The following is a 22,156-nucleotide window of genomic DNA, read 5'->3' on the forward strand; positions in this document are numbered from 1 at the left end:
CTCTGGTGTCATGCTGCCGGCTCCTTGGCTACCATCTGCCGCAGCAGGCCCGCGCTCTGGGCGGGCGAGAGCCCCGGCAGATAGGCGGAGCCCACAGCAATACCGATGGATGGCAGTGCCAAAGGGTCCTGGTAGTACATGTACAACGTCCGGTGTTCCGGTTGGAACCGTGACTTGAAAGCTGCCAGGGACTTGAAGCCGTACATGGGTTCCAGCGCATTTCCCAGCAGCGCCAGAACACGGTCCAGCGTGCTGCGGTCACCCTCGGCAGCGTCCGCCCCTGCATTGGCCAGGGGAGAACCGGACAGCGAAATGTGGGGGACTCCTTCCTTGAAGTGGGTCACGGCAGAGGCGATGAGGAATTCCATGACGCCCTTGAAGCCCGTGGTGCGACGCCGCATGAAATCCAAGGTCCACCCGGAGATGACACCGTTGCTGAATACGGGCAGCCAGCTGGTCACCCCATGGACCAAGCCGTCGTCGTCCACGGCTACGCAGCAAAGCACCTCGGGGTCCTTCAGTTCGTTCAAGCCGCCCAAGGTGAAACCCATCTCGGGGAGCGCCTTGTCAGCCACCCACTCTTCGGAGATCTCGGCGAGCTGCGCCCTGATTCCGGGAGGCATATCCGGGTAGTGGTACCAGTGGTCCTTGATGGACAGCTTGTCGGCACGGTTCAGGGCCGTACGGACGTTCTGCCATTCCTTGCCTTTGAAGGTCATGGCCTGGACATTGAGGAGGGTCTCTTCCGCCACTTCCAGCTTTCGGAAGCCTTGGGGGAGCAGCGCCACATCAAGCTCGGCAGTGGCCGAGTAGAAACAAGGGGTCAATCCCAGGCCGGCGCAGTGGGCAAGGAAGCCTGTGGCTGCGGCGGCATGGTGTTCAGTGGCGCCGAAGGGCCCCGCCACCGTGAGGGCCACTCCGTTGTGGACCTGGTAGGCAACGCCCGCCTTGCGGTCGGGCGTGAACCAGTACTGGTTGTTGTCCCAGAGGGCCATCCACGACAACGTTCCGCCGCCATCGTGGAGCAGTTCCCGGGCGTGGCCCAGATCCGCTGCCGGATCGCTGGCCAGCATCCGGAATCGACGGAAGTTGTTCAGGACCAGCACCAGGATGCACAGCCAAATGACGTCCCCGCCCAGTCCATAGAGAACGGTGCTCAGCAGTCCTTGCGGGAGCGCCACGACGAAAGGTACGGGGAAGGGCACCAGGATGTGCGTCAGCTGCCCGGCGAGGTCCAGCAAAGTGGACCTGCCCGGATTGCCTTCCAGGAACCAAAAGACCACGTACAAGACAACAGCCGCGACTGCCAGGAGGAGGGATGTCCGTCCCAGGGTGCGGTAGCCCGCGTCGCTCGACTCCACCCTGAACTTATGCCGGTTGGCCAGCAGCAAGGCCACGATGATGACGGGCGCCAGAACTGCAGGGACCGCGTACAAGAGCAGGTATCCGAAGTCGTCAGCGCCCAACGCGACATCAGGATCAGTGATGTATTGCAGGATGGAAAGTACCGTCACCGCTGCCAAATACACCTGGATGACAAGCGTGAGGCGATATGCCAGGCGGCGGCCACGCCGCAGCCCTTCGGCGCACACCAGCAGAAGGAGTACGGGAATCAGCGTCAGGATCGCCGCACCGAAACTCTGCACACCAACAATGCCCTGCAACGTGACGCAGTTCCTGTCGTTGCCGCAGGCTTCCTGGACTTCGTCCGCATCCGGGCTGGCCTGGAGCATGACCTCGGAAACGACCGAGAGCGGCCCGACTTCCCACGTCCCCGTGAGCTGCGTGAGCAAGGGGCCGACGGCGAAGACCCCCACCACGGTGCCTACGAGGAACCTTGTCTCCCGAAGGCTGGATGAGTGGAGCGACCCCGCCCGGCGGCGCAGGATCAGCGACTGGAATGCCCAGCCCGCCAGCATGCCGATCACGGCCCCGGCAAGTGCCTGCAGGGTTTGAGCTACTCCCACGAACAGGGCGAACATCAGCGTGGCGGCCAGCAACCACGTCCTCAGGCGCCGTCGCCACAGGGACTCAAGTGCCGCCGTCGCGCATCCCAAGGCAGCGGCTGCGCCGCCATAGGCTCCCACCACGTACTCGCCGCCCAGGAAGCTCAGCCATTGGTCGCTGTTGTCCGTCCCATAGGCCACCAGCGCAACGAGCACCAAGGCACTGAGCGCGGCGCCCACCACGAAAGCGGCGAGAGCGAGCCACGGGCCCAGGACGCGCTCGGCGATTCCGACACCGACCAGGATAACGGCCGTGCAGGCGAGGTAGTCCAGCAGGGAGGTGGCAAAGAATGATGACGTGAAGATGGACCACCAGGGCCCGGGCTCCACCGCCAGGCCCAGGCCCACCTGGTCAAGGAGGGCTTCGCTGGGGCCGCCGAGCAGGCTCCCTGTAGTGACACCAAGGAGCCACAAAAGAGCCACCAGGGCCAGCGTCAAGGGCAGCCTCCGAACGGTTGCCAAGCCGCGCACAGTGCCCCGAAATCCCATAGCCGTGCTCATGTGATGTCCCCTTCACCGGTCAAGCACCGGTTACCCCGGCTGGCCACCATTCTGCCTTGCAGGAGGCCGTAAGGGGAGGGTTCCAAAACTAACGACGGCCGCTGCCCGCCGTCGGGGGCTGCTTAGTCCCGTTTCCAGGGGCCCGGATTCACTCGGTACAGCACCGCAGCCCCAATAACTGCACCCAAAATCGCGCCAAACAGGGCGCTCCCGGCCGCCCGGCCGAGAAGGGCGCCTGCGACGGCGCCGAGCAACGCGCCGAGGAAGAGGCCGCGGCCGTTGCGGTGCGGTTTCTTGGTCATGGTCACAGCCTACGGGCTTTCCCTGTTGGCCGGCGGCGCTGGCGGCTGGGTGGGGCTAGTGGATGGACGGCACGGTCCGGGGCCGGACAACCAACCACAGTGCGGCGATCGCGCCAGTGATGCAGACTGCCATCACCGAGCCCATGGGGACAGCGGAGCTGACACCCAGCCAACCGACCACCGGCGGCACGATCCCGGCCATCATGAACTGGGACGCACCCAGCAGCGATGCTGCCGTACCGGCTTGGGCGCCGTGGTTCGCAAGGGACAACACCTGAACGCAGGGGAACATGAAGCCGGTGGCGCAGATGTAGAACCACAACGGAATGAGGATGCCCCACAACCCCACGTGCAAAAGGTCCAGGATGACGATGAGGGCGGCCATCAGCAGCATGAAGACTGTTGCGCCGGCCACGATCCATTGCGGGGCCACGCGGCGGATCAGGCGCGAGCTGATCTGCACGCCTGCAACGATGCCCAAGGAGTTGATGCCGAAGAGGATGCCGTATTCCTGCGGGGAAAAGCCGTAGATGTTCTGGAACAGGAAAGTTGAGGCCGAAAGATAGGCGAAAAGGCCACCGAAGTTCAGGCTTCCCACCATGACCATGCCCACGAAGATCCGGTCGCTCAGGACAGTTTTGTAGCGTTGGCCCACTGTGACCGTGGACTTGCCCCGCTGTTCGGCGGGGAGTGTCTCCCGGATGAAGAAAATGGACGCGAGGATGACCAGCAGGCCGTACCCTGCGAGGAAATAGAAGATGCCCGGCCAGGGGAAGGCCAGCAGCAGCTGCGAGCCGATCACCGGAGCCAGGATGGGGGCAAGGCCGTTGACCAGCGACATCCGGGAAAACATGCGGACCATGGAGTAGCCGTGGAAGAGGTCACGGACCATGGCCATGGCCACTACGCCTCCACCGGCCGCGCCGATGCCCATGAGCACACGGAACAATGAGAGCATCCCGATGTCCGTGGCAAGGGCGGCTCCCAGCGACGAGCCGATGTGGACGGCTGTGGCCAGGATCAAAGGCAGGCGGCGGCCCACCTTGTCGCTGAACGGCCCCACCACCAATTGGCCGAGGCCGAAGCCGACAGTAGTACCGGTGAGTGTGAGCTGGATTGCCGCAGCCGAAACATCGAAACTTTCCTCCAAGGCAGGAAACGCCGGGAGATAGAGATCGATGGTGAAAGGTCCCAGGGCGGTCAAGGCGCCCAGCAGGAGAATGTAGACAAGTTTTTCGCGTCGGCTCAGAGAATCGCCCGGAGCAATGGGAGAGGTCACGATCATCTATCCTATGGCCCAGATCATATTTATTGGGTGTATGACAGGCGCGCCGCAGTGCGGCCCCGAAAGTTCAGCAGGAACCTGAATGATAGCTTTGAGGACAGGTGTCCGCGGTGATCGTTTTCCGCCGCGTTCGCCCAACACGATGCCCAGAGGAAGCAGTTAGGCGGAACCCATGAGTGGACGTCACACCGGCCGGACCAGTCAAGGACCAGCCATTCGTACTTTGCCGAAGACCCTCAAGCTCGTTGCGCGCTTGGCTCCACGCCAAATCAACGACGAAATCGCCTTGGCCAAGGTGGAACTCAAGCGCAAAGCCACCCAGGTGGGAATCGCCGGCGCCTTCTTCGGCGTAGCACTGGTCTTCCTCGCACTCCTCGTGATTGCGCTGGTCGTGGCGGCGATCCTCGGTCTGGCCACCATCATGCCCGGTTGGCTCGCAGCCCTCATCGTTGCGGCGTTCTTCCTGCTGATTGTTGCCATCGCCTCGCTGATAGGCATCGCCAAGTTCAAGAAGGCCATGCCCTTGGTCCCCGAGGACACCATTCGTGGCATCAAGCACGATCTCGGCATAGCGAAGGAAGGCTCCGCTTTCGACGAGTCGATCCTGGATCCGAATTCGCCGGCCGCCAAGGCTGCCAAGGCTGAGAAGGAAGCCGCCGCGGAGAAGGCCAAGGCGGAGAAAGCCGCAAAGGAAGCGGCCAAGGAAGCCGACGCCGTCAAGGCCCCCACGGAAGCTGAACTTCGCTCGCGCCTGAAGAAGCGCCGCCAACACCTGACCGGGGTCCGTGACGAGCTTGGGGAGCAGTTGGACGTCAAGAAGCAGGGCCAGGCCCTGCTGGAAAGCGCCAATGGCAAGTTTCAGGAGGGCAAGGAATTCGCTGCCTCCAAGCTTGCAGACCTCGGAGATTCCGTACCCGACAGCCTTTCCGAACGGCTTGCCGCCCGCTGGAAGGACCTCGCAGCGTTTGCCACGGCCGCCGTGGTCTTCGTGGTTGCCCTGAGGAAGCTGCTGAAGAAGTAGCAGCCATCTGCGGTACCAAACACAGAAGACGAGGAAGGGGGACAACATGAAATTGATCGGTGCTGGGTCGCACCCCGACCGGCCACAGGTTGATCACGACCTCATCTTCACCGTCCCCAACATCCTCACGGTCCTCCGTTTCATGGGTGTCCCGTTATTCGTTTGGCTCGTCCTTTCTGAACAGGAGTACGGCTTCGCGGTCCTGGTCCTTGTCATCATGGGGAGCACTGACTGGATTGACGGCTACATCGCCAGGCGCTTCGACCAAACGTCCAAGCTGGGCCGGATCTTGGATCCCATGGCAGACCGGGCCGCGCTCCTGGCTGTGGCTGTCACCTTGGCGATTGCCGGCGTCGTGCAGTGGTGGTACTTGGCCGCGCTCTTGGTGCCGGACGCCACCTTGGCCATTGCCTCGCTGATCTACTTCCGCAGCCACCCGGACCTTCCCGTGAGCATTATCGGAAAAATCCGGACAGCGTTGCTGCTGATCGGCACCCCCTTATTGGTGCTTTCCAAGCTGCCAATCCCGTTGACCGAGGTCTATTTCGTGGCCGCCTGGACCTTCCTGGGATTGGGCCTGGTCGGCCATTGGATTGCCGCCTACAACTACTTCTGGGCCATTCTGCGCAAGGGTAAAGAACTGAAATCCGACGACGGCGGACGCGGCTGATGGTTTGGCTGGCGGTCTTCCTCGCGGTACTAGGTGCCTTCTTCCTTGCCATTGGCGCCCAACGGCAGGGCAGCGCAGTCAAAGCCGACACCGGCGGCCTCGCGCTGAGCTCCAACGGGTTCTTGCGGCTCCTGCGTAATCCGCGCTGGATGCTCGGCCTCTTGTTCCTGGCCCTCGGAATGGTGATGAACGCCATTGCCTTGGTGTCTGCGCCCCTCACCGTCGTGCAGCCGATTGGTGCCATAGCGCTGGTCATCACCACAGTGGTCAACGCCAAGGACCAGGGACTGACCATCAACAGGGCAACCGTGGTGGCCATCAGCGCCTGCGTCACCGGTTCGGCGTTGTTCGTGTTGCTGGCAGTCAACGTCACGCAGGAGAACCATCACGTCAACGCCGAGGACGAGCTGACCATTGTCCTCCTGCTGGCCCTGGCCGTGGGCATCTTCGGCACGCTGGCCGTCATGTTCAAACACCGGATGAGTGCCTTTGTCTACATTCTGGGTGCGGGCGTTCTGTTCGGTTTCGTGGCAGTACTGACGCGCATCATCGGCAAGCACCTGCTCGATCCGAACGGCCTGTTCCTGCTCAACGTCCAGTGGTACACGCTCATCGCCATCGTGGCCGCAGGAGGGCTGGGTTCCTGGTTCGTCCAGAGCGCCTACTCCGGCGGCCCGCCCGACCTGGTGATCGCCGGACTGACCGTCATCGACCCCATGGTGGGCATCGCCATCGGCATTGTGATCCTTGGTGAGCTGCGTCCCGATGTCCACGCCGTGATGGCGATCGCCATGGCCGCGGCGGCAACGCTTGCTATCGTGGGGGTTATTGCCCTGAGCCGGCACCACCCGGAAGTCACCAAACGCAAGAAGGACGCGAAGGCGGCTGCCAACCGGAAGGCCTAGGGCACATCATTACCTTGCGCCACCGCTGATGCGGTCGGCAACCCGGCGACACCGCAGCATTGCCACAAGCAACGCTGTCCGCACCGTGACCATCAGGAGTTCTCCACGTGACCATTCCCGACACCACCAAGCCGCTCACTATTTTGATTGCCGCGGATACCTACCCGCCGCACGTGAACGGTGCCGCCCAGTTCGGCTACCGCCTGGCAAAGGGGATGACGGCACGTGGGCACAACGTACACGTGTTGGCCTGCCGGCCGGATTCGGGCAAGAGCTACACCGAATTCCGTGACGAAGCCACCGTCCACCGGCTCCGCTCCCATGGCGTTTTCACCCACGAGTACTTCCGTATTTGCTTCCCGTGGGAAATCAAAAAGGAAATCAGCCTCTTGTTCGACAAGGTCAAGCCCGACGTCGTGCACATCCAGAGCCACTACATGATCGGCGAGCACGTTCTTTACGAGGCCGTGAAGCGCGGCATCCGGATTGTTGCCACGAACCACTTCATGCCGGAGAACCTGAACCCCTTCCTTCCGTTCCCGCAATGGTTCAAGGACATTGTGGGCCGGATCTCGTGGAAAGACATGGGCAAGGTCATGGGCCAGGCGGACGTGGTCACCACACCTACGCCACTGGCGGCAAAGGCCATGCACCAGCACGCCTTCCTGCGTAAAGTCCTGCCGCTGTCCAATGGCATTGACTCTTCAGCCTATGAGCTGCAGCCGGGGGAGACCATCGAGCCCCATGCCAACCCCACCGTCCTGTTCGTGGGCCGACTGGCCGAAGAGAAGCACATCAATATCCTCATCGACGCCGTAGCCAAGACGCCCCGCGCGCTGAACGTGAACCTGGAAATCGTGGGTGGCGGCGAAGTCCGTCCTGCCCTTGAGGCACAGGTGGCCAAGCTCGGACTGGGGGATCGGGTGAAGTTCCTTGGCTTGGCGAGCGACGAAGATCTGCGCGAGGCCTACATCAAGGCCGATATTTTCTGCATGCCCGGCACGGCCGAGCTTCAGTCCCTGGTGACGTTGGAGGCCATGTCCGCTTCCACCCCCGTGTTGCTCGCCAACGCCATGGCCCTGCCTCATCTGGTCCGTGACGGTGAGAACGGTTACCTGTTCACGCCCAACGACAGCGACGAACTCGCGGCGAAGATCACCAAGCTGGTGGAGCTGCCAAAGGACGAGCTCCAGGCCATGGGAAAGCTGAGCCGCGAAATGGTTGAACCGCACAGCATCAACGGCACGCTCCAGACGTTCGAGGACCTCTACCGCGGAGCCTCCTACGAGGACAAAGTGGTGTGACCGAAGCACTCCTCTTTAGCTATTAGTATTGCTAGAGTGCTTTGCCCGGTTCAGCTGCCTCGCAGCGGCCGGACCGGGCATCACGGGGCTATAGCTCAGCTGGTTAGAGCGCGGGACTCATAATCCTAAGGTCCTCGGTTCAAGTCCGAGTAGCCCTACAATTTCACGCAAAAGAGCCGTGGCCGACGATAACTTCGTCGGCCACGGCTCTTTTGCGTTCCCCCTCGAGTGCGGTATGTTACTGATCAGTAACTTACTACCCGCCGGTAACCTGGCCGCCTGTCGCCCTGCGCGCAGCGCAGCCCTTCCCGGTCCCGACGTGGTCGCAGGTGACCACCCTTGAAGGAGCGAACATGTCCAACGCCGCATTCGACGCCACCGACCTTCCATATGCCGACGGCGACTTCTACGCCTTTGAGCAGATGCTGACGGGCAAGGAACAAGACCGCTTGGCAGAGGTCCGTGACTTCCTGGCTCGCGAGGTCAAGCCGATCGCCGTGGATTGCTGGAACCGCGGCGAATTCCCCATGGACCTCATCCCCAAGCTCGGCGAACTCGACCTGGTCAGCCCGGTACGCCGGCAGGGATACTCCAACTTGTTTGCCGGCATGCTCCACGCAGAGGTAACCCGGGCGGATGCGTCCATCGCTACCTTCATGGGCGTTCACGACGGCCTCTTCACGGGTTCCATCGAGGCACTCGCTTCCCAGGAGCAGAAGGACGCCTGGCTGCCGGACATCTACTCCCTGAAGAAGATCGGCGCCTTCGGCCTGACCGAACCGCTCGGCGGCTCCGACGTAGCCGGCGGCACCCGCACCACGGCCCAGCGCGACGGCGACACGTGGATCCTCAACGGCGCCAAGCGCTGGATCGGCAATGCCACTTTCTCCGATTGGGTAGTCATCTACGCCAAGGATGTGGCCGATAACCAGGTCAAGGCATTCCTGGTGGACACCACTCTGCCCGGCTACTCCGCCAGCAAGATCGAGAACAAGATCTCCCTCCGCACGGTGCAGAACGCGGACATCGTTCTGGACAACGTGGTAGTACCGGACTTCTTCAAGCTGGCCAACGGCAACAGCTTCCGCGATACCAACAAGGTCCTCAAGGTCACGCGCCTGGCCGTCGCCTGGCAAGCGGTAGGCCTGCAGATGGCAGCCTTCGATGTCGCCCGCAGCTACGCCGTGGAACGCCAGCAGTTTGGCCGCCCGCTGGCGGCGTTCCAGCTCGTGCAAAATCAACTGGTGCAGATCCTCGGCAACACCGTGGCTTCCATGGGCATGATGGTGCGGCTGGCCCAACTCGAAGATGCCGGCGTGGCGAAGGACGAGCAGTCGGCCCTGGCGAAGGCGTTCACCACCGCACGTATGCGCGAAAGTGTAGCCCTGGGCCGGAGCATCCTGGGTGGCAATGGCATTGTGACTGACTACGGAATGGCGAAGATTTTCTCGGACGCAGAGGCAATCTACTCCTACGAAGGCACGCACGAGATCAACACCCTGGTGACCGGGCGTGCGATCACTGGAGTTTCGGCCATCGTTTAGAGGTCCCGCCGTCCTGCAATACTGTCGGCCGCTCGGCGACTCAGCCGAGCGGCAGAAGGATGGATGGCCTCATGTCTGTTACGAAGCTCAATGGATTGACGTATTCGTCGCCGCGACGGACGCCCCAGTGCAGGCAGATGCCGCTCCCGCAATGGCCTGGCTCCACAATGCCGACCATCTGTCCTTTCCGCACCGTGTCGCCGGGCTTGAGGTCGCTGGTCACGGGTTCGAAACTGCTCCGGACGTCTCCGCCGTGGTCGATGGTCAGAACCGGGCGATCAACCACGACGCCGGCAAAGGTCACCACGCCGTCCGACGGTGCGGTGACTGGGCCGCCGTCGGGCGCTGGCCCCAAGTCCACGCCGCGGTGCCCGCTCAGCCACGGTTTGTCAGGCGGATCGAACGTCCGCAGGACGGCCGGCTTGGGGGAGAGAGGCCACTGCCACCGTGCCTCGGGCGTGGGTGAAGAGCTGACGGTTCCGCCCAGCACAACACCCAGCACAACAATGGTAAGAATCGTGGACGCTGCGAGCTTCAAAAGGACCATGACCCCAGCCTGCCTTGGTGGCAAAGCCAGGAGGATCCCCAGCCCCCTGTATGTGGACAACCGGTGGTCTCACGCGGTCAAACCGGTGGGGTCGCTGTAGTACACTTGGTGGAGCAGTTTGCTGTGCCCTCAGGCTTGTTCAGGAACATGTCTCATTCAGATATGTGGGGGTCCCAAGCTGACTACGCGTATCCAGCCCTCCACCAGCGAAGCTTCTTGGCTTCAGGCTGCGGAGGATTGTGCCTCTTGCGGTCCGGCTGAGTTCAGGCTCCCGCCGGATGAGAAGCGCAATGGATGCCAGGAGCCGCGCCCGTCCGGGCAAAGGCTAAACAACCGTCAACTATTGGCAGGGTAAGAGCAGCCCCATGGGCTCTCTCATGAATGACCTGCCGGAAGGAGCGTCGGCATGCCCGTCGTAACTATGCGCCAGCTGCTTGACAGCGGCGTCCACTTTGGACACCAGACCCGTCGTTGGAACCCGAAGATGAAGCGCTTCATCTTCACGGAGCGCAACGGCATCTACATTATTGACCTCCAGCAGTCGCTGTCCTACATCGACCGCGCTTACGAGTTCGTCAAGGCTACTGTCGCCCACGGCGGCACCGTCCTGTTCGTCGGCACCAAGAAGCAGGCTCAGGAAGCAATTGCCGAGCAGGCTACCCGCGTTGGCCAGCCGTACGTCAACCAGCGTTGGCTGGGCGGTATGCTCACCAACTTCCAGACCGTCGCCAAGCGCATCCAGCGCATGAAGGAACTCGAAGAGATCAACTTCGACGACGTCGCAGGCTCGGCTTACACCAAGAAGGAGCTCCTGCTCCTCAAGCGCGAACTCACCAAGCTTGAGTCCAACCTCGGTGGTATCCGCAACCTGACCAAGGCTCCTTCGGTTCTGTGGGTTGTTGACACCAAGAAGGAACACCTTGCTGTTGACGAAGCCAAGAAGCTGAACATCCCGGTTGTTGCCATCCTGGACACCAACTGCGATCCCGACGAAGTTGACTTCCCGATCCCGGGCAACGACGACGCCATCCGCTCCGTCAACCTGCTCACCCGCGTTGTTGCCGACGCCGTAGCTGAGGGCCTCATCGCCCGTAACCAGCGCGCAACCGGCACCACCGAAGCTCCGGAAGAGCCGCTGGCCGAGTGGGAGCGCGAGCTCCTCGAAGGCAGCAAGGCTGAAGAAGCGGCAGCAGCTGAGGCTCCGGCCGCAGAAGCTCCCGCAGCAGAAGCTCCGGAAGCAACGGAAGCTGCAGCCGGCGAAGCCGAAGCCAAGTAAATCTGGACCTTCCCTGATGCTGGAAACAGCGTCGGGGGCAACTGACAGGATGGCGGCTCACACGGTGGGCTGCCGTCCTGTCAGTCCGTAAACACACAAATTTCTAGACAGAGGGGTTCACATGGCGAACTACACTGCTGCTGACATCAAGGCCCTGCGCGAGCGTACCGGCGCCGGCATGATGGACGTCAAGAAGGCTCTTGACGAAGCCAACGGTGACGCTGAGAAGGCCATCGAGATTATCCGCATCAAGGGCCTCAAGGGTGCCACCAAGCGCGAAGGCCGTTCCACGGCTGAAGGCTTGGTTGCTGCCAAGGTCAACGGTGGGGTTGGCGTAATGATCGAGGTCAACTGCGAGACCGACTTCGTCGCCAAGGCTGACAAGTTCATCCAGTTGGCTGACAAGGTCCTCAACGTTGCAGTCGAGTCCGGCGCAGCCGACCTCGAAACCCTGCTGGCCACCGAGGTCGACGGCAAGCCGTTGTCCGAGGTCGTCGTCGAAGAGGGCGCTGTCCTCGGCGAAAAGGTTGTTGTCCGTCGCATCTCCCGCGTTGAGGGCACCACGGTTGACGCTTACCTGCACAAGACGTCCAAGGATCTCCCGGCCCAGGTCGGCGTCCTGTTCGCTGTTGACGGTGAAGGCGAAGCCGCTGCAACCGCCGCACACGACATCGCTGTCCACGTTGCAGCCATGGCTCCGAACTACCTGACCCGCGAAGACGTCCCGGCCGAACTGGTCGAGTCCGAGCGCCGCATCGCCGAAGAGACGGCAAAGGCTGAAGGCAAGCCCGAAGCTGCTCTCTCGAAGATCGTTGAAGGCCGCGTAACGGGCTTCTACAAGGGTGAAGTTTTGGTTGACCAGGCATTCGCCAAGGATTCCAAGAAGACTGTTGCACAGGTCCTCGAAGAAGCCGGCGTCAAGGCAACCGCAGTAACCCGTTTCCGCGTCGGAAACTAGTAATTCATGAAAAGGGGTGGTCACTTCGGTGGCCGCCCCTTTTTCATGCACCCGTCCGGGGCAGTACCTGCGCGGACCCACAGCACGATAATCTAGCCAGAGTCCACCAACGGGAAGGCACCATGGAAACCGTCAACACTGCAATCCAGCCCGAGAAGACCCGTCGACGTGTACTTCTGAAACTTTCCGGCGAAGTCATCGGCGGAGGTAAGCTCGGCGTCGATCCCGAGACCGTCCGGGCCATTGCCAAGCAGATCGCGGCAGCCGTGTCCGACGTCGAAGTCGCCATCGTCGTAGGCGGCGGAAACTTCTTCCGCGGAGCAGAGTTGTCCCAGAGCGGCATGGACCGCTCCCGCGCCGATTACATGGGCATGCTGGGCACAGTAATGAACTGCCTCGCCCTGCAGGACTTCCTCGAGCAGGCCGGAGTTGAAACCCGCGTCCAGAGCGCTATCACCATGGGCCAGGTAGCTGAGGCCTACATCCCGCGGCGCGCTATCCGCCACATGGAAAAGGGCCGCGTCGTCATCTTCGGCGCTGGCGCTGGCCTGCCCTATTTCTCCACCGACACCGTAGCCGCCCAGCGTGCGCTTGAAGTCCACGCGGACGTCGTCCTGATGGCCAAGAGCGGTGTGGACGGCGTCTACACCGCCGATCCCAAGAAGGACCCCACCGCCGAGAAGCTGGATGTCCTCAGCTACGACGACGCCCTGCGCCGCGACATCCGGGTCATGGACCAGACAGCCATGACCATGTGCAAGGACAACAACCTCTCCATGGTGGTCTTTGGCATGGAAGGCGAAGGCAACGTTACCCGTGCCATCCTCGGCGAAACGCTGGGAACCCTGGTTACTCCCTAGCAAGGGCTAGGATATTTCTAGGACCGTCCGCCTCCCATGGCGGATCTTTACTGTGCATTTCTTTACCGTGCATTGCGGCCTGCAGTTGGGCGGCAACTATTTTCTGAGGAGAAACCCGTGATCGAAGAGACCTTGCTCGAAGCCGGCGAGAAGATGGACAAGGCGGTTGAGGTAGCCAAGGACGATTTCGCCACGATCCGTACGGGCCGGGCGAACCCCGGTCTCTACAACAAGGTGATCGTCGAGTACTACGGCACACCCACTCCGCTCCAGCAGCTGGCATCCTTCGGTGTGCCCGACGCCCGGACCATTCTCATCACGCCTTACGACAAAACCGCACTGCGTGACATCGAGAAAGCCCTGAGCGACTCCGAGGTTGGCGCCAACCCGTCCAACGACGGCAACGTTATCCGCGTGACCATCCCGGAGCTCACCAAGGAGCGCCGCAAGGAATACGTGAAGATCGTCAAGGGCAAGGGTGAAGACGCAAAGGTCTCCATCCGCAGCATCCGTCGCAAGGCCAAGGACACCCTGGACAAGCTCGTCAAGGACGGCGAAGCCGGCGAGGATGAAGGCGCACGCGCCGAGAAGGAACTCGACGCCCTCACCAAGCAGCACGTCGACAGCATCGACGAGCTGCTCAAGCGCAAGGAAGCCGAGCTGCTCGAGGTCTGATGAACCAGGCTGAGCCGGCGCCCGCTGAGCGGGTCCCGACACGCGATACCCCCAAACGCGCCAGGCGCGTGCGGGAGAACCCCACACCCAAGGCGGGCCGGAACCTTCCGGCGGCCATCGGCGTCGGGCTTTCCATGCTCCTGGCCGTCCTGGGAGGATTGCTTTTCCTCCCGCTGGGATTCGTCCTCCTCACCACTGCCTTTGCGGTGCTGGGTGTCTGGGAAGTTTTTCGGGCGCTTGAGGCCCAGGGCACCCGGATGCCGATCATTCCCGTGATGATCGGCAGCTTGGTGATGCCGGTATCTGCCTACTTCGGCGGCCTGGAAGGTCTGCTGTTCACCATGACGGCGAGCTCCGTAGCCGTTCTGCTGTGGCGTTCCATCGAGAGTGCCGCGGGGGCGCCGCGCAGCGTCTTTGCCGGGGTTTTCACCCTGGCGTGGATTCCGTTCCTCATCAGTTTCGCGGCCCTGCCGTTGCACGCCACAGGAGGGGCCACCCCCATCGGCTTCTGGCCGAACGGCATCCCCGATGGCGCATGGCAGATTGCATCGATGTTGCTGCTGGTCGTCTCGAATGACACGTTCGGATACATCGTGGGCGCCTCGTTCGGTAAGCACCCCATGGCGCCCAAGATCAGCCCGAAGAAGTCTTGGGAGGGCTTCGCGGGATCTGTCGGCGGGGCCATGGTCATTGGTGTCCTGGCCTGCATCTTCCTGCTCGACAAGCCCTGGTGGGTGGGGCTGATCCTGGCCGTTGGCATGGTGGCCGCAGCCACCGCTGGAGACCTCGCCGAGTCCATGGTCAAGCGCGAGCTTGGCGTCAAGGACATGAGCAGCATCCTTCCCGGCCATGGCGGCGTGATGGACAGACTGGACTCCATTGTCTTCGCGGCCCCTGTAGCCTATGTTCTGTTCGCGCTGCTGAGCGGCGTCTGACAACCCAATGAAGGAAAATTAGTGGCAGTGGATATTCAACGCCAGATTCCCGCAACATTCGACCGCGTGGAGCGCAGCAAGTACGGCTACAACGCCAAACAGGTGGACGAGTTCCTCCAGCGCGCCAGGACGTCGTTTGAAAATCCCGTTGGCACGGCAGACCAAGTGGCCAGCGTCGATGTCCGGGACGTGGCTTTCGACCCCGTCAAGGGTGGCTATGACGCTCAGAGCGTGGATGCCGCATTGGACCGCCTGGAGGACGCCTTCGCTCGCCGTGAACGTGACGATCTGGTCAGTCAACAAGGCGAAGAGGCCTGGCTGCGCCAGATTGGCAAGCTCTCCGGCATCCTGCGTGGCAGGCTTCACCGCCCCGACGGTGAGCGTTTCCGCCGACCATCCAAGAAACGGGCGCGCAGTTACAACGTCCAGGACGTCGATGCCCTGTGCGCCGACTTGATCGGATACCTTGAGCACGATCAGCCCTTGAGCGTGGACGCCGTCCGCCGCGCCGTCTTCCGTGCTGCCAAAGGCGATGAGGGCTACGAAGAAGCCCAGGTGGACGCCTTCCTGGCACGCGTCGTGGAACTCATGGCGGCGATCGACTAGTTCGCTGCGCGGACTATCGCTGTGTGGGGGACCGCGGCGGATTGTTCTTCCATACGTCAAGGTAACGGCGCCTGCCGCGAGCCAAGGATGTGCCGAAGAACGCCAGTGCAGCCACCACGGCCACACCCACTGCCAACGGCACCGGAACCGCGGCAGCCAGCAGTGCCGATCCCACCAGGAGCGCTATCAGGGCTGCGTTGACGGTTCCCATGAATACCATGCTGCTTCCGGCTACTTGGCTGAAGTCCTTTCGGCCTCCCAGGAAGTAGTAGGTCTTTTTCGCCCCTTCCTCGTCGTCGGTGTAGGCGGCCATAAGGTATGGGGCAACGCCCGGATCGAGATCCACGTAGGCAGCCCTCAGGCGGTTCATGGCAATGACATACATGAGGTCTTCCATGCCTACGCTCATGACGCGGATATGCGTGAGCAGCCCAACCACCACATCGATGCTCAGGATGGTCAGGGCGAAGGCCCTGAACGCATCCGAGAACTGGGTGGCGTTACCCACCAAGGCCACGCTTAGCAAACTCGCCGAGGTAAAAGTCAGGAACATGCTGATGCGGGTGAGGACTTCGCCCTGGGTGGTGCTTCGCGAGGCCAGCAGGCTCCAATGTTCCGTAGCCAATAACTGGGCACGGACGCTGGGCGACAGCTCCGCCGGAGGCGCAGGCGGTTCAGGGTTGGTTGCGCCCGGTTCCTCTGACATGGCGACATTGTCCACCCTGGCGGATTCGGTCACAACAGGCGGCCGCCTGCTATCGCTCGGTCACCACCGGGCGCTCCGGGACATGCAGACGGGACATCACGCGGTTCACCGAGGCGGGCACACGGTTCTTCGTCACCATGGAGACGGCAACCGTCACAGCGAATGCGGCCGGGACGCTCCAGGCCGCGGGCTGGGCAAGCCATGCGGGGGCGTTCGCCGGCCCCATCAAGGTCCCGACCACCATGGCACCTCCACAAAGCAGGGCCCCGGTCAGCATGCCCGCAATGGCACCGGCGTCCGTCAGCCCCCGCCACCAAATCCCCAGGAGCAAAACCGGGCAAATAGTGGAGGCCGTGAACGCGAAGACCAAGCCAACACTGCCGGCCAGGGCCAGGGTGTCGGTCATGAAAGCAAAACCCAAAGGTACGACGGCGGCGAGCACCGCAGCGAGGCGGAAGCCCCTCACGCTTCCGCCAAAGAGGTCCTGGCTGATGACGCCGGACAGCGACACCACCAGCCCGGAGGTGGTGGACAGGAACGCGGCGAACGCTCCGGCAACCACCAAGGCAGACAACAGATCGCCGGCCGTCCCGCCCACCAGCTTTCCGGGCAACAGCAGCACCAGGGCGTCGGCTTGCCCGGACTGAGCCAGTTCAGGAGCGAACATTCTTCCCAGCGCACCGGAGACTGTGGGGAACAGGTAGAAGACCGAGAGCAGTCCCAGCACAATAAGCGTGGTCCGGCGCGCCGACTGCCCGTCAGGGTTGGTGTAGAACCTCACCAACACGTGGGGCAAACCCAGGGTTCCAAACAGTAACGCCACCAGAAGCGAGATGTGTTGATACGCGCCCGCAGCGGCCTGGCTGGTCGGATTGACCGGGAGTGCAGCCTGCGGCTGAGTACCATTGCCTGCCAGTACCAGCAGCACGAAGACCACGGGCACAGCCAGTGCAGTCAGCTTCAGCCAGTATTGGAAGGCTTGGACAAAGGTTATGGAGCGCATGCCACCTGCCACTACCGTGAGGCACACGACCAGGACTACCGCCGTCGAACCTACCCACGAAGGCAAACCCGTGGTGATCCGGATGGTGAGCGCGGCGCCGTGGAGTTGCGGGACGATGTACAGCCACCCCACGGCCACCACCACCAAGCTGGTCACGCGACGGACTAGTTTCGAGTCCAGCCGTGCTTCGGTGAAATCCGGGATGGTGTAAGCCCCGGAGCGCCGCAGTGGAGCGGCAACAAACAACAACAGCATCAGATAACCGGCGGTGTAGCCGATAGGAAACCAGAGGGCATCGGTTCCGGAGAGCAGGATCAACCCTGCGACTCCGAGGAAGCTGGCGGCGGACAGGTACTCTCCACCGATCGCCGAGGCGTTCCACCACGGCGGGACCGTACGCGAGGCGACGTAGAAGTCGCCGGTAGTGCGGGAGATGCGCAAACCATAGAAGCCAATAACCGCCGTCGCGATGGATACGGCAATAAACGCGAACAGGCCGACGGCGGGATTCATTTGTCCTCCACAAGGTCCCGGTAGCGGGCCTCGTTGCGGGCGGCGGCGCGGGTGTAAAGCCAGGCACTCAAGCCAATCACCGGGTAGATTCCAACGCCAAGCACCAGCCAGACCAGGGGAATGCCAAGGACCCGGGTTTCTGCAACGCCCGGTCCGTACACGAGGATCAGCGCGAGCACTGTAAGGATGACCAGGAAGCCGCAGGCCACCACCAATGCCAGGCGCAACTGTGAGCGGATCAGCGAGCGGATAAAGACCCGGCCGGCGTCGGAGTCCTCGGGCACCTCGCGTGGGTACGGCAACCGGCCCGGAGCTGCGGTGGCCGATTGGCGCGGTGCCGTGACGCGGACACGAGTCATCCTTGCGGCCGGATGCGGGTGGACTGCAGCTTGTCCCTGACGGAGGGAAGATGGCGTCGGCTGATGGGCAGTTCAGCTCCCGCCACGGCTACGCTGGGGCCGGTTGCGGAGAGCTTGAGGTGCTGCACGTGGTTCAGTGCGATGAGATATGAGCGGTGGATTCGAATGAACCCCGCCTCCGCCCATTTCTGTTCCAGGTCACTGAGGGGCACCCGGATGAGATAGCTGGCCTCGGCAGTGTGCAACCGGGCGTAGTCGCCTTGTGCTTGCACATACGTGACATCGTCGCGGCGGATCATGCGGGTGGTACTGCCGAGGTCCACCGTGATCATTTCCGGCGCGGGAGTTCCGTCCTTGATGAGCTCGCTGATCCGGTCCACGGAGCGGGAGAGCCGTTCCGCCCGGAGCGGCTTGAGCAGGTAGTCGATGGCGGCGAGGTCGAAGGCTTCCAGCGCACAGTCTTCGTCGGCGGTGACGAACACGACGGCGGGAGGGCTGGTGCTGCGCGATATGGCACGTGCTATGTCCAAGCCTGAAAGGGCCGGCATGTGGATGTCGAGGAAAACGGCGTCCACGGACTCTGTTTCCAATGTCCGCAGCGCCTCGGCTCCGGACGACGCCCGGTGAATGGTGCCGATCCGCTCATCCCTGCCCAGCAGGAAAGCGAGCTCTTCCACGGCGGGAAGTTCGTCATCAGCGACGAGCACGTTGATCATGAATAAAGACTAACCGGCACGTCAGGCGTCGTGGCCCGGCTGGGACTTGGGGACCCGCATGGTGATCAGGGTTCCTTCGCCCGGGGCTGTATCGATCACGAGTCCGTGTTCGTCCCCGTAAACCTGCCGAAGCCGGGCGTCCACGTTGCGGAGTCCCACATGGTCGCCGTCGGTATGTCCGGCGAGCACCGAGCGCAGGTGTTCCGGGTCCATGCCCACGCCGTCGTCTTCGATGGTGACTTCAGCGAAGGCGCCGGAATCGTTGGCGCAAATGGTGATGTGTCCCGGCCCCTCTTTGGCCTCCAACCCGTGGCGGACCGCGTTCTCCACCAGCGGTTGGAGGCTGAGGAACGGAATGACCGTGCTGAGGACCTCGGGAGCGATCCGCAAGCTGACCTGCACGCGTTCGCCGAACCGGGCCCGTTCCAGCAGCAGGTAGCGGTCGATGCAGCGCAGTTCTTCCGCCACAGTAGTGAAGTCGCCGTGCCGCCTGAACGAATAGCGCGTGAAGTCGGCAAACTCCACCACGAGCTCACGGGCCCGGGCCGGATCCGTGTTGATGAACGAGGCAATCGCGTTCAACGAGTTGTAGATGAAGTGTGGACTGATCTGGGCACGCAATGCCCTGACTTCCGCTTCCATCAGGAGCGTCCGTGAGGCCTCGAGTTCCGCCAATTCCAGCTGCGCGGCAATCCAGTCCGCCACCTCGGTGGTGGCCCTCACCAGCCCCGCTCCCGCAGCGGGTGCCAGTGCGGCCACGGAGCCAACCACCCTGGACCCGGCCCTGATCGGCGCTATGACGGCACTGAAATCGTGCTCGGCTTTTTCATGGTGCGGATTCCCTGCGTGGGGCACCACTGCCGTGCGCCCGGTGGCCAGCACCTCGGCAGCCAGCCGCATCAGTGAAGGCCGGAGTTCCTCGCCGGCACCGTCCCAGGCGAGCACGGCGTCCGTGTCGGTGATGGCCAGGGCCTCACACGCGAGCAGCGCGCGCAGTTGTTTGCTCGCCTTGGCTGCGCCGGCAGGTTGGAGGCCGCCCCTGAGATGCTGCCCCGCCCGGGATGCAGCGTGCAGCGTGTTGTACGTTGCACGTTCGGCGTCCGTGCCAAGGTCGCGGAACGAACGGATCACCTTCAGGCCAACACCCACGACGACGGCGATGGCCAGCACGATCACGGCGATCGCGGCTGCAGTAAAAAGTGGGGAGTCCGGCATAAGGCCAGCGTAGCGGGATGTTCGCCCTCCTCACCGAAGGGGTGGGACTGGGACGCTCTCTCACATGCCGCCGGGTTTTCCTGATCGCTCTCTCACATGCCGTTTGGCGCAGGGCAGGGACCGTTGAGCGATGGCAACGGGTGAACCTCTGGAACCGGCACCGGACGCCGTTCGATAGTGATTGCAGTCACATTGGCAAGGCGTGTGGAGCTGATGTGGACACATCACAACCAGGAGGAACCATGGGTAATGAGGCCCAACCCCAGGACGCAACGGCGTCCGTGGACTTCCAGGAAGTCCAACAGACGGAACGGTTCAAGACATTGCGCAAGCGGCATCGCAGCTTTGTCTTTCCGATGGCAGTTGTATTCCTGCTTTGGTATTTCGCGTATGTTCTCTTGGCTGCCTATGCGGTCGAATTCATGTCCACCAAGGTCTGGGGCAACATCAACGTCGGCCTGATTCTCGGCCTGCTCCAGTTCGTCACCACCTTCGGCATCACGGCCTGGTACGTGAATTACTCCAACAAGAAGCTGGACCCCATCGCTGCAGACATCCGCAACGAGATCGAGGGCCACGAATTTGATAAGGACGGCAATGTGATCAGCGGGGTCAACAAATGAACACGATGGTCCCAGCAGTCAATGTCGAAGCCCTGAAGGACACCACGCTTCTCAACATGGGAATTTTCGCCCTGTTCGTCGCAGTTACCATGGTGATTGTTTTCAGAGCCAGCCGAAATAACAAAACCGCAGCAGACTACTACGCCGCCGGACGATCGTTCACCGGCTCCCAAAACGGCACGGCGATTGCCGGTGACTATCTCTCCGCGGCATCGTTCCTCGGCATCACCGGCGCTATCGCCATTAACGGGTACGACGGCTTCCTGTACTCCATCGGCTTCCTGGTTGCCTGGCTTGTGGCCCTGTTGCTTGTGGCCGAACTGCTGCGCAACACCGGCAAGTTCACCATGGCGGATGTCTTGTCGTTCCGCCTGCGTCAGCGTCCTGTCCGCATTGCGGCAGCACTGTCCACCCTCGCTGTCTGCTTCTTCTACCTTCTGGCCCAGATGGCCGGTGCAGGCAGCCTGATCTCGCTCCTGCTGGGAATCAGCGACTGGGGCGGTCAAGCCCTGGTGATTATCGTCGTCGGCGCCTTGATGATCATGTACGTGCTCATCGGTGGCATGAAGGGCACCACCTGGGTGCAGATCATCAAAGCAATCCTGCTGATCGCCGGTGCTGCGGTCATGACGGCCATGGTGCTTGCGATCTATGGCTTCAACCTGTCCAGCCTCCTGGGTTCCGCAGCTGAGGCCGCCAACAACCCTGCCGTGCTCAACCCGGGCCTCCAGTACGGCAAGTCGGATACTTCGAAGCTGGACTTCATGTCCCTGGGCTTGGCCTTGGTCCTGGGAACAGCCGCGCTGCCACACGTCCTGATGCGCTTCTATACGGTTCCCACGGCGAAGGAAGCGCGCAAGTCGGTTGTCTGGGCCATCTGGCTGATCGGTCTGTTCTACCTCTTCACGTTGGTACTGGGCTACGGTGCAGCGGCCCTGGTGGGTGCGGAGACCATCAAGTCCGCACCCGGCGGCGTCAACTCGGCTGCCCCGCTGCTGGCCTTCCACCTGGGCGGTCCGCTTCTTCTTGGCTTCATCTCGGCGGTGGCATTCGCCACCATCCTGGCGGTGGTGGCCGGCCTGACCATTACGGCGGCGGCATCGTTCGCCCACGACATCTACGCGAATGTCATCTCCAAGGGCAAGGCCGACGCAACCACCGAGGTCAAGGTCGCACGGCGCACCGTAGTGGTGATCGGTGTCCTTGCCATCCTCGGTGGCATCTTCGCCAACGGTCAGAACGTGGCCTTCCTGGTGGCACTCGCCTTCGCTGTCGCAGCATCCGCGAACTTGCCCACCATTGTCTACTCCTTGTTCTGGAAGAAGTTCACCACGCAGGGAGCGGTCTGGAGCATGTACGGCGGCTTGGCTGCTGCCATCCTGCTGATCACTTTCTCACCCGTGGTCTCCGGTGCCAAGACGTCCATGATCCCGGGAGCCAACTTCGCGTTCTTCCCGCTGAGCAACCCCGGTATCGTCTCCATCCCGTTGGCCTTCTTCCTGGGCTGGCTCGGAACCGTGCTGGACAAGCGGCGTGAAGATCCTGCCAAGCAGGCGGAGATGGAGGTGCGTTCCCTGACCGGCGTCGGTGCCGAAAAGGCCGTAGACCACTAGGACAGCGGTTCCA

22 protein-coding genes and 1 tRNA gene are annotated in these 22,156 nt (G+C 62.5%); 14 read left to right on the plus strand and 9 right to left on the minus strand.

Annotation, left to right across the window (positions count from 1 at the left end):
- Positions 1-8 precede the first annotated feature (8 nt).
- From FQP90_RS16210 to FQP90_RS16220, 3 genes are all read right to left on the minus strand, one after another.
- Complete coding sequence (locus tag FQP90_RS16210; protein WP_144652110.1) at positions 9-2,507, minus strand: bifunctional lysylphosphatidylglycerol flippase/synthetase MprF; 2,499 nt, start codon at positions 2,505-2,507, stop codon at positions 9-11.
- Positions 2,508-2,629: 122 nt separating this feature from the next.
- On the minus strand, positions 2,630-2,809 hold the full coding sequence (locus FQP90_RS16215) for a glycine zipper domain-containing protein (protein ID WP_144652111.1): 180 nt from the start codon (positions 2,807-2,809) through the stop codon (positions 2,630-2,632).
- A 55-nt stretch (positions 2,810-2,864) separates the two neighbouring features.
- On the minus strand, positions 2,865-4,094 hold the full coding sequence (locus FQP90_RS16220; RefSeq protein WP_144652112.1) for a multidrug effflux MFS transporter: 1,230 nt from the start codon (positions 4,092-4,094) through the stop codon (positions 2,865-2,867).
- A 172-nt stretch (positions 4,095-4,266) separates the two neighbouring features.
- Here FQP90_RS16220 and FQP90_RS16225 point away from each other — a divergent pair, with 172 nt between their 5' ends.
- The 6 genes from FQP90_RS16225 (at position 4,267) to FQP90_RS16250 (ending at position 9,538) form a co-directional block, all read left to right on the plus strand.
- On the plus strand, positions 4,267-5,115 hold the full coding sequence (locus FQP90_RS16225) for a phage holin family protein (protein ID WP_144652113.1): 849 nt from the start codon (positions 4,267-4,269) through the stop codon (positions 5,113-5,115).
- A 46-nt stretch (positions 5,116-5,161) separates the two neighbouring features.
- On the plus strand, positions 5,162-5,785 hold the full coding sequence (locus tag FQP90_RS16230; RefSeq protein WP_144652114.1) for a CDP-alcohol phosphatidyltransferase family protein: 624 nt from the start codon (positions 5,162-5,164) through the stop codon (positions 5,783-5,785).
- Positions 5,785-6,690, plus strand: coding sequence for a DMT family transporter (locus FQP90_RS16235; protein ID WP_144652115.1), 906 nt, complete (start codon positions 5,785-5,787; stop codon positions 6,688-6,690). Before FQP90_RS16230 ends, FQP90_RS16235 begins: the two co-directional genes overlap by 1 nt.
- A gap of 107 nt (positions 6,691-6,797) precedes the next feature.
- Positions 6,798-7,994 (plus strand): glycosyltransferase, encoded by a 1,197-nt coding sequence (locus tag FQP90_RS16240; RefSeq protein WP_144652116.1) that lies wholly within the window; start codon positions 6,798-6,800, stop codon positions 7,992-7,994.
- Positions 7,995-8,078: 84 nt separating this feature from the next.
- Positions 8,079-8,152 (plus strand) — tRNA-Ile (locus tag FQP90_RS16245).
- Between the two features lie 195 nt (positions 8,153-8,347).
- The gene (locus FQP90_RS16250) at positions 8,348-9,538 is read left to right on the plus strand and encodes an acyl-CoA dehydrogenase family protein (protein WP_144652117.1); all 1,191 of its coding nucleotides are present in this window, start codon (positions 8,348-8,350) and stop codon (positions 9,536-9,538) included.
- 40 nt (positions 9,539-9,578) lie between these two features.
- Here the strand turns inward: FQP90_RS16250 and FQP90_RS16255 are convergent, their stop codons facing one another.
- On the minus strand, positions 9,579-10,085 hold the full coding sequence (locus FQP90_RS16255) for a M23 family metallopeptidase (RefSeq protein WP_144652118.1): 507 nt from the start codon (positions 10,083-10,085) through the stop codon (positions 9,579-9,581).
- Positions 10,086-10,491: 406 nt separating this feature from the next.
- On the opposite strand from FQP90_RS16255, the gene rpsB reads away from it, so the two are divergent.
- From rpsB to FQP90_RS16285, 6 genes are all read left to right on the plus strand, one after another.
- Positions 10,492-11,361 carry a 30S ribosomal protein S2 gene (gene rpsB / locus FQP90_RS16260; protein ID WP_144652119.1) on the plus strand — a complete coding sequence of 290 codons (870 nt, stop codon included), beginning with the start codon at positions 10,492-10,494 and terminating at the stop codon, positions 11,359-11,361.
- 121 nt (positions 11,362-11,482) lie between these two features.
- Positions 11,483-12,319 carry a translation elongation factor Ts gene (gene tsf, locus FQP90_RS16265; protein WP_011774217.1) on the plus strand — a complete coding sequence of 279 codons (837 nt, stop codon included), beginning with the start codon at positions 11,483-11,485 and terminating at the stop codon, positions 12,317-12,319.
- A gap of 122 nt (positions 12,320-12,441) precedes the next feature.
- The gene (gene pyrH / locus FQP90_RS16270; protein WP_144652120.1) at positions 12,442-13,179 is read left to right on the plus strand and encodes a UMP kinase; all 738 of its coding nucleotides are present in this window, start codon (positions 12,442-12,444) and stop codon (positions 13,177-13,179) included.
- Positions 13,180-13,296: 117 nt separating this feature from the next.
- Positions 13,297-13,854, plus strand: a complete 558-nt coding sequence (frr, locus tag FQP90_RS16275) for a ribosome recycling factor (protein WP_026541491.1) — start codon at positions 13,297-13,299, stop codon at positions 13,852-13,854.
- Entirely contained in the window at positions 13,854-14,789 is a 936-nt protein-coding gene (locus FQP90_RS16280; protein WP_144652121.1) for a phosphatidate cytidylyltransferase, read from the plus strand. Before frr ends, FQP90_RS16280 begins: the two co-directional genes overlap by 1 nt.
- 21 nt (positions 14,790-14,810) lie before the next feature.
- A complete protein-coding gene (locus tag FQP90_RS16285; protein ID WP_144652122.1) occupies positions 14,811-15,395 on the plus strand; it encodes a DivIVA domain-containing protein in 585 nt (194 codons plus the stop codon).
- A gap of 13 nt (positions 15,396-15,408) precedes the next feature.
- On the opposite strand, the gene FQP90_RS16290 is transcribed toward FQP90_RS16285, so the two are convergent.
- Genes FQP90_RS16290 through FQP90_RS16310 form a run of 5 tightly spaced genes read right to left on the minus strand, consistent with a single transcriptional unit; the run spans position 15,409 to position 19,907 of the window.
- The gene (locus tag FQP90_RS16290; protein WP_144652123.1) at positions 15,409-16,101 is read right to left on the minus strand and encodes a hypothetical protein; all 693 of its coding nucleotides are present in this window, start codon (positions 16,099-16,101) and stop codon (positions 15,409-15,411) included.
- 49 nt (positions 16,102-16,150) lie between these two features.
- Positions 16,151-17,617: a sodium/solute symporter gene (locus FQP90_RS16295; RefSeq protein ID WP_144652124.1), complete on the minus strand. Its 1,467-nt coding sequence runs from the start codon at positions 17,615-17,617 to the stop codon at positions 16,151-16,153.
- Positions 17,614-17,976, minus strand: a complete 363-nt coding sequence (locus FQP90_RS16300; protein ID WP_144652125.1) for a DUF485 domain-containing protein — start codon at positions 17,974-17,976, stop codon at positions 17,614-17,616. The genes FQP90_RS16295 and FQP90_RS16300 overlap by 4 nt, the downstream gene beginning before the upstream one ends.
- Positions 17,973-18,692 carry a LytR/AlgR family response regulator transcription factor gene (locus FQP90_RS16305; protein ID WP_144652126.1) on the minus strand — a complete coding sequence of 240 codons (720 nt, stop codon included), beginning with the start codon at positions 18,690-18,692 and terminating at the stop codon, positions 17,973-17,975. Before FQP90_RS16305 ends, FQP90_RS16300 begins: the two co-directional genes overlap by 4 nt.
- Before the next feature lie 21 nt (positions 18,693-18,713).
- A complete protein-coding gene (locus FQP90_RS16310) occupies positions 18,714-19,907 on the minus strand; it encodes a sensor histidine kinase (protein ID WP_144652127.1) in 1,194 nt (397 codons plus the stop codon).
- Between the two features lie 242 nt (positions 19,908-20,149).
- On the opposite strand from FQP90_RS16310, the gene FQP90_RS16315 reads away from it, so the two are divergent.
- Together FQP90_RS16315 and FQP90_RS16320 are read left to right on the plus strand one after the other, a co-directional pair.
- Entirely contained in the window at positions 20,150-20,530 is a 381-nt protein-coding gene (locus tag FQP90_RS16315; RefSeq protein WP_144652128.1) for a DUF485 domain-containing protein, read from the plus strand.
- The gene (locus tag FQP90_RS16320; RefSeq protein WP_144652129.1) at positions 20,527-22,143 is read left to right on the plus strand and encodes a solute symporter family protein; all 1,617 of its coding nucleotides are present in this window, start codon (positions 20,527-20,529) and stop codon (positions 22,141-22,143) included. Before FQP90_RS16315 ends, FQP90_RS16320 begins: the two co-directional genes overlap by 4 nt.
- Positions 22,144-22,156 lie beyond the last annotated feature (13 nt).

The sequence above is a fragment of the Paenarthrobacter nitroguajacolicus genome, from assembly GCF_007786235.1.
In the GTDB taxonomy this organism is placed as follows: Bacteria; Actinomycetota; Actinomycetes; order Actinomycetales; family Micrococcaceae; genus Arthrobacter; species Arthrobacter nitroguajacolicus_A.

Excerpts from the sequence above, each read along its gene's own strand:
- FQP90_RS16210 (WP_144652110.1), bottom strand. The coding sequence starts at position 2,507 with ATGAGCACGGCTATGGGATTTCGGGGCACTGTGCGCGGCTTGGCAACC.
- FQP90_RS16215 (WP_144652111.1), bottom strand. The coding sequence starts at position 2,809 with ATGACCAAGAAACCGCACCGCAACGGCCGCGGCCTCTTCCTCGGCGCG.
- FQP90_RS16220 (WP_144652112.1), bottom strand. The coding sequence starts at position 4,094 with ATGATCGTGACCTCTCCCATTGCTCCGGGCGATTCTCTGAGCCGACGC.
- FQP90_RS16225 (WP_144652113.1), top strand. The coding sequence starts at position 4,267 with ATGAGTGGACGTCACACCGGCCGGACCAGTCAAGGACCAGCCATTCGT.
- FQP90_RS16230 (WP_144652114.1), top strand. The coding sequence starts at position 5,162 with ATGAAATTGATCGGTGCTGGGTCGCACCCCGACCGGCCACAGGTTGAT.
- FQP90_RS16235 (WP_144652115.1), top strand. The coding sequence starts at position 5,785 with ATGGTTTGGCTGGCGGTCTTCCTCGCGGTACTAGGTGCCTTCTTCCTT.
- FQP90_RS16250 (WP_144652117.1), top strand. The coding sequence starts at position 8,348 with ATGTCCAACGCCGCATTCGACGCCACCGACCTTCCATATGCCGACGGC.
- FQP90_RS16255 (WP_144652118.1), bottom strand. The coding sequence starts at position 10,085 with ATGGTCCTTTTGAAGCTCGCAGCGTCCACGATTCTTACCATTGTTGTG.
- rpsB (WP_144652119.1), top strand. The coding sequence starts at position 10,492 with ATGCCCGTCGTAACTATGCGCCAGCTGCTTGACAGCGGCGTCCACTTT.
- tsf (WP_011774217.1), top strand. The coding sequence starts at position 11,483 with ATGGCGAACTACACTGCTGCTGACATCAAGGCCCTGCGCGAGCGTACC.
- pyrH (WP_144652120.1), top strand. The coding sequence starts at position 12,442 with ATGGAAACCGTCAACACTGCAATCCAGCCCGAGAAGACCCGTCGACGT.
- FQP90_RS16280 (WP_144652121.1), top strand. The coding sequence starts at position 13,854 with ATGAACCAGGCTGAGCCGGCGCCCGCTGAGCGGGTCCCGACACGCGAT.
- FQP90_RS16290 (WP_144652123.1), bottom strand. The coding sequence starts at position 16,101 with ATGTCAGAGGAACCGGGCGCAACCAACCCTGAACCGCCTGCGCCTCCG.
- FQP90_RS16295 (WP_144652124.1), bottom strand. The coding sequence starts at position 17,617 with ATGAATCCCGCCGTCGGCCTGTTCGCGTTTATTGCCGTATCCATCGCG.
- FQP90_RS16300 (WP_144652125.1), bottom strand. The coding sequence starts at position 17,976 with ATGACTCGTGTCCGCGTCACGGCACCGCGCCAATCGGCCACCGCAGCT.
- FQP90_RS16305 (WP_144652126.1), bottom strand. The coding sequence starts at position 18,692 with ATGATCAACGTGCTCGTCGCTGATGACGAACTTCCCGCCGTGGAAGAG.
- FQP90_RS16310 (WP_144652127.1), bottom strand. The coding sequence starts at position 19,907 with ATGCCGGACTCCCCACTTTTTACTGCAGCCGCGATCGCCGTGATCGTG.
- FQP90_RS16315 (WP_144652128.1), top strand. The coding sequence starts at position 20,150 with ATGGGTAATGAGGCCCAACCCCAGGACGCAACGGCGTCCGTGGACTTC.
- FQP90_RS16320 (WP_144652129.1), top strand. The coding sequence starts at position 20,527 with ATGAACACGATGGTCCCAGCAGTCAATGTCGAAGCCCTGAAGGACACC.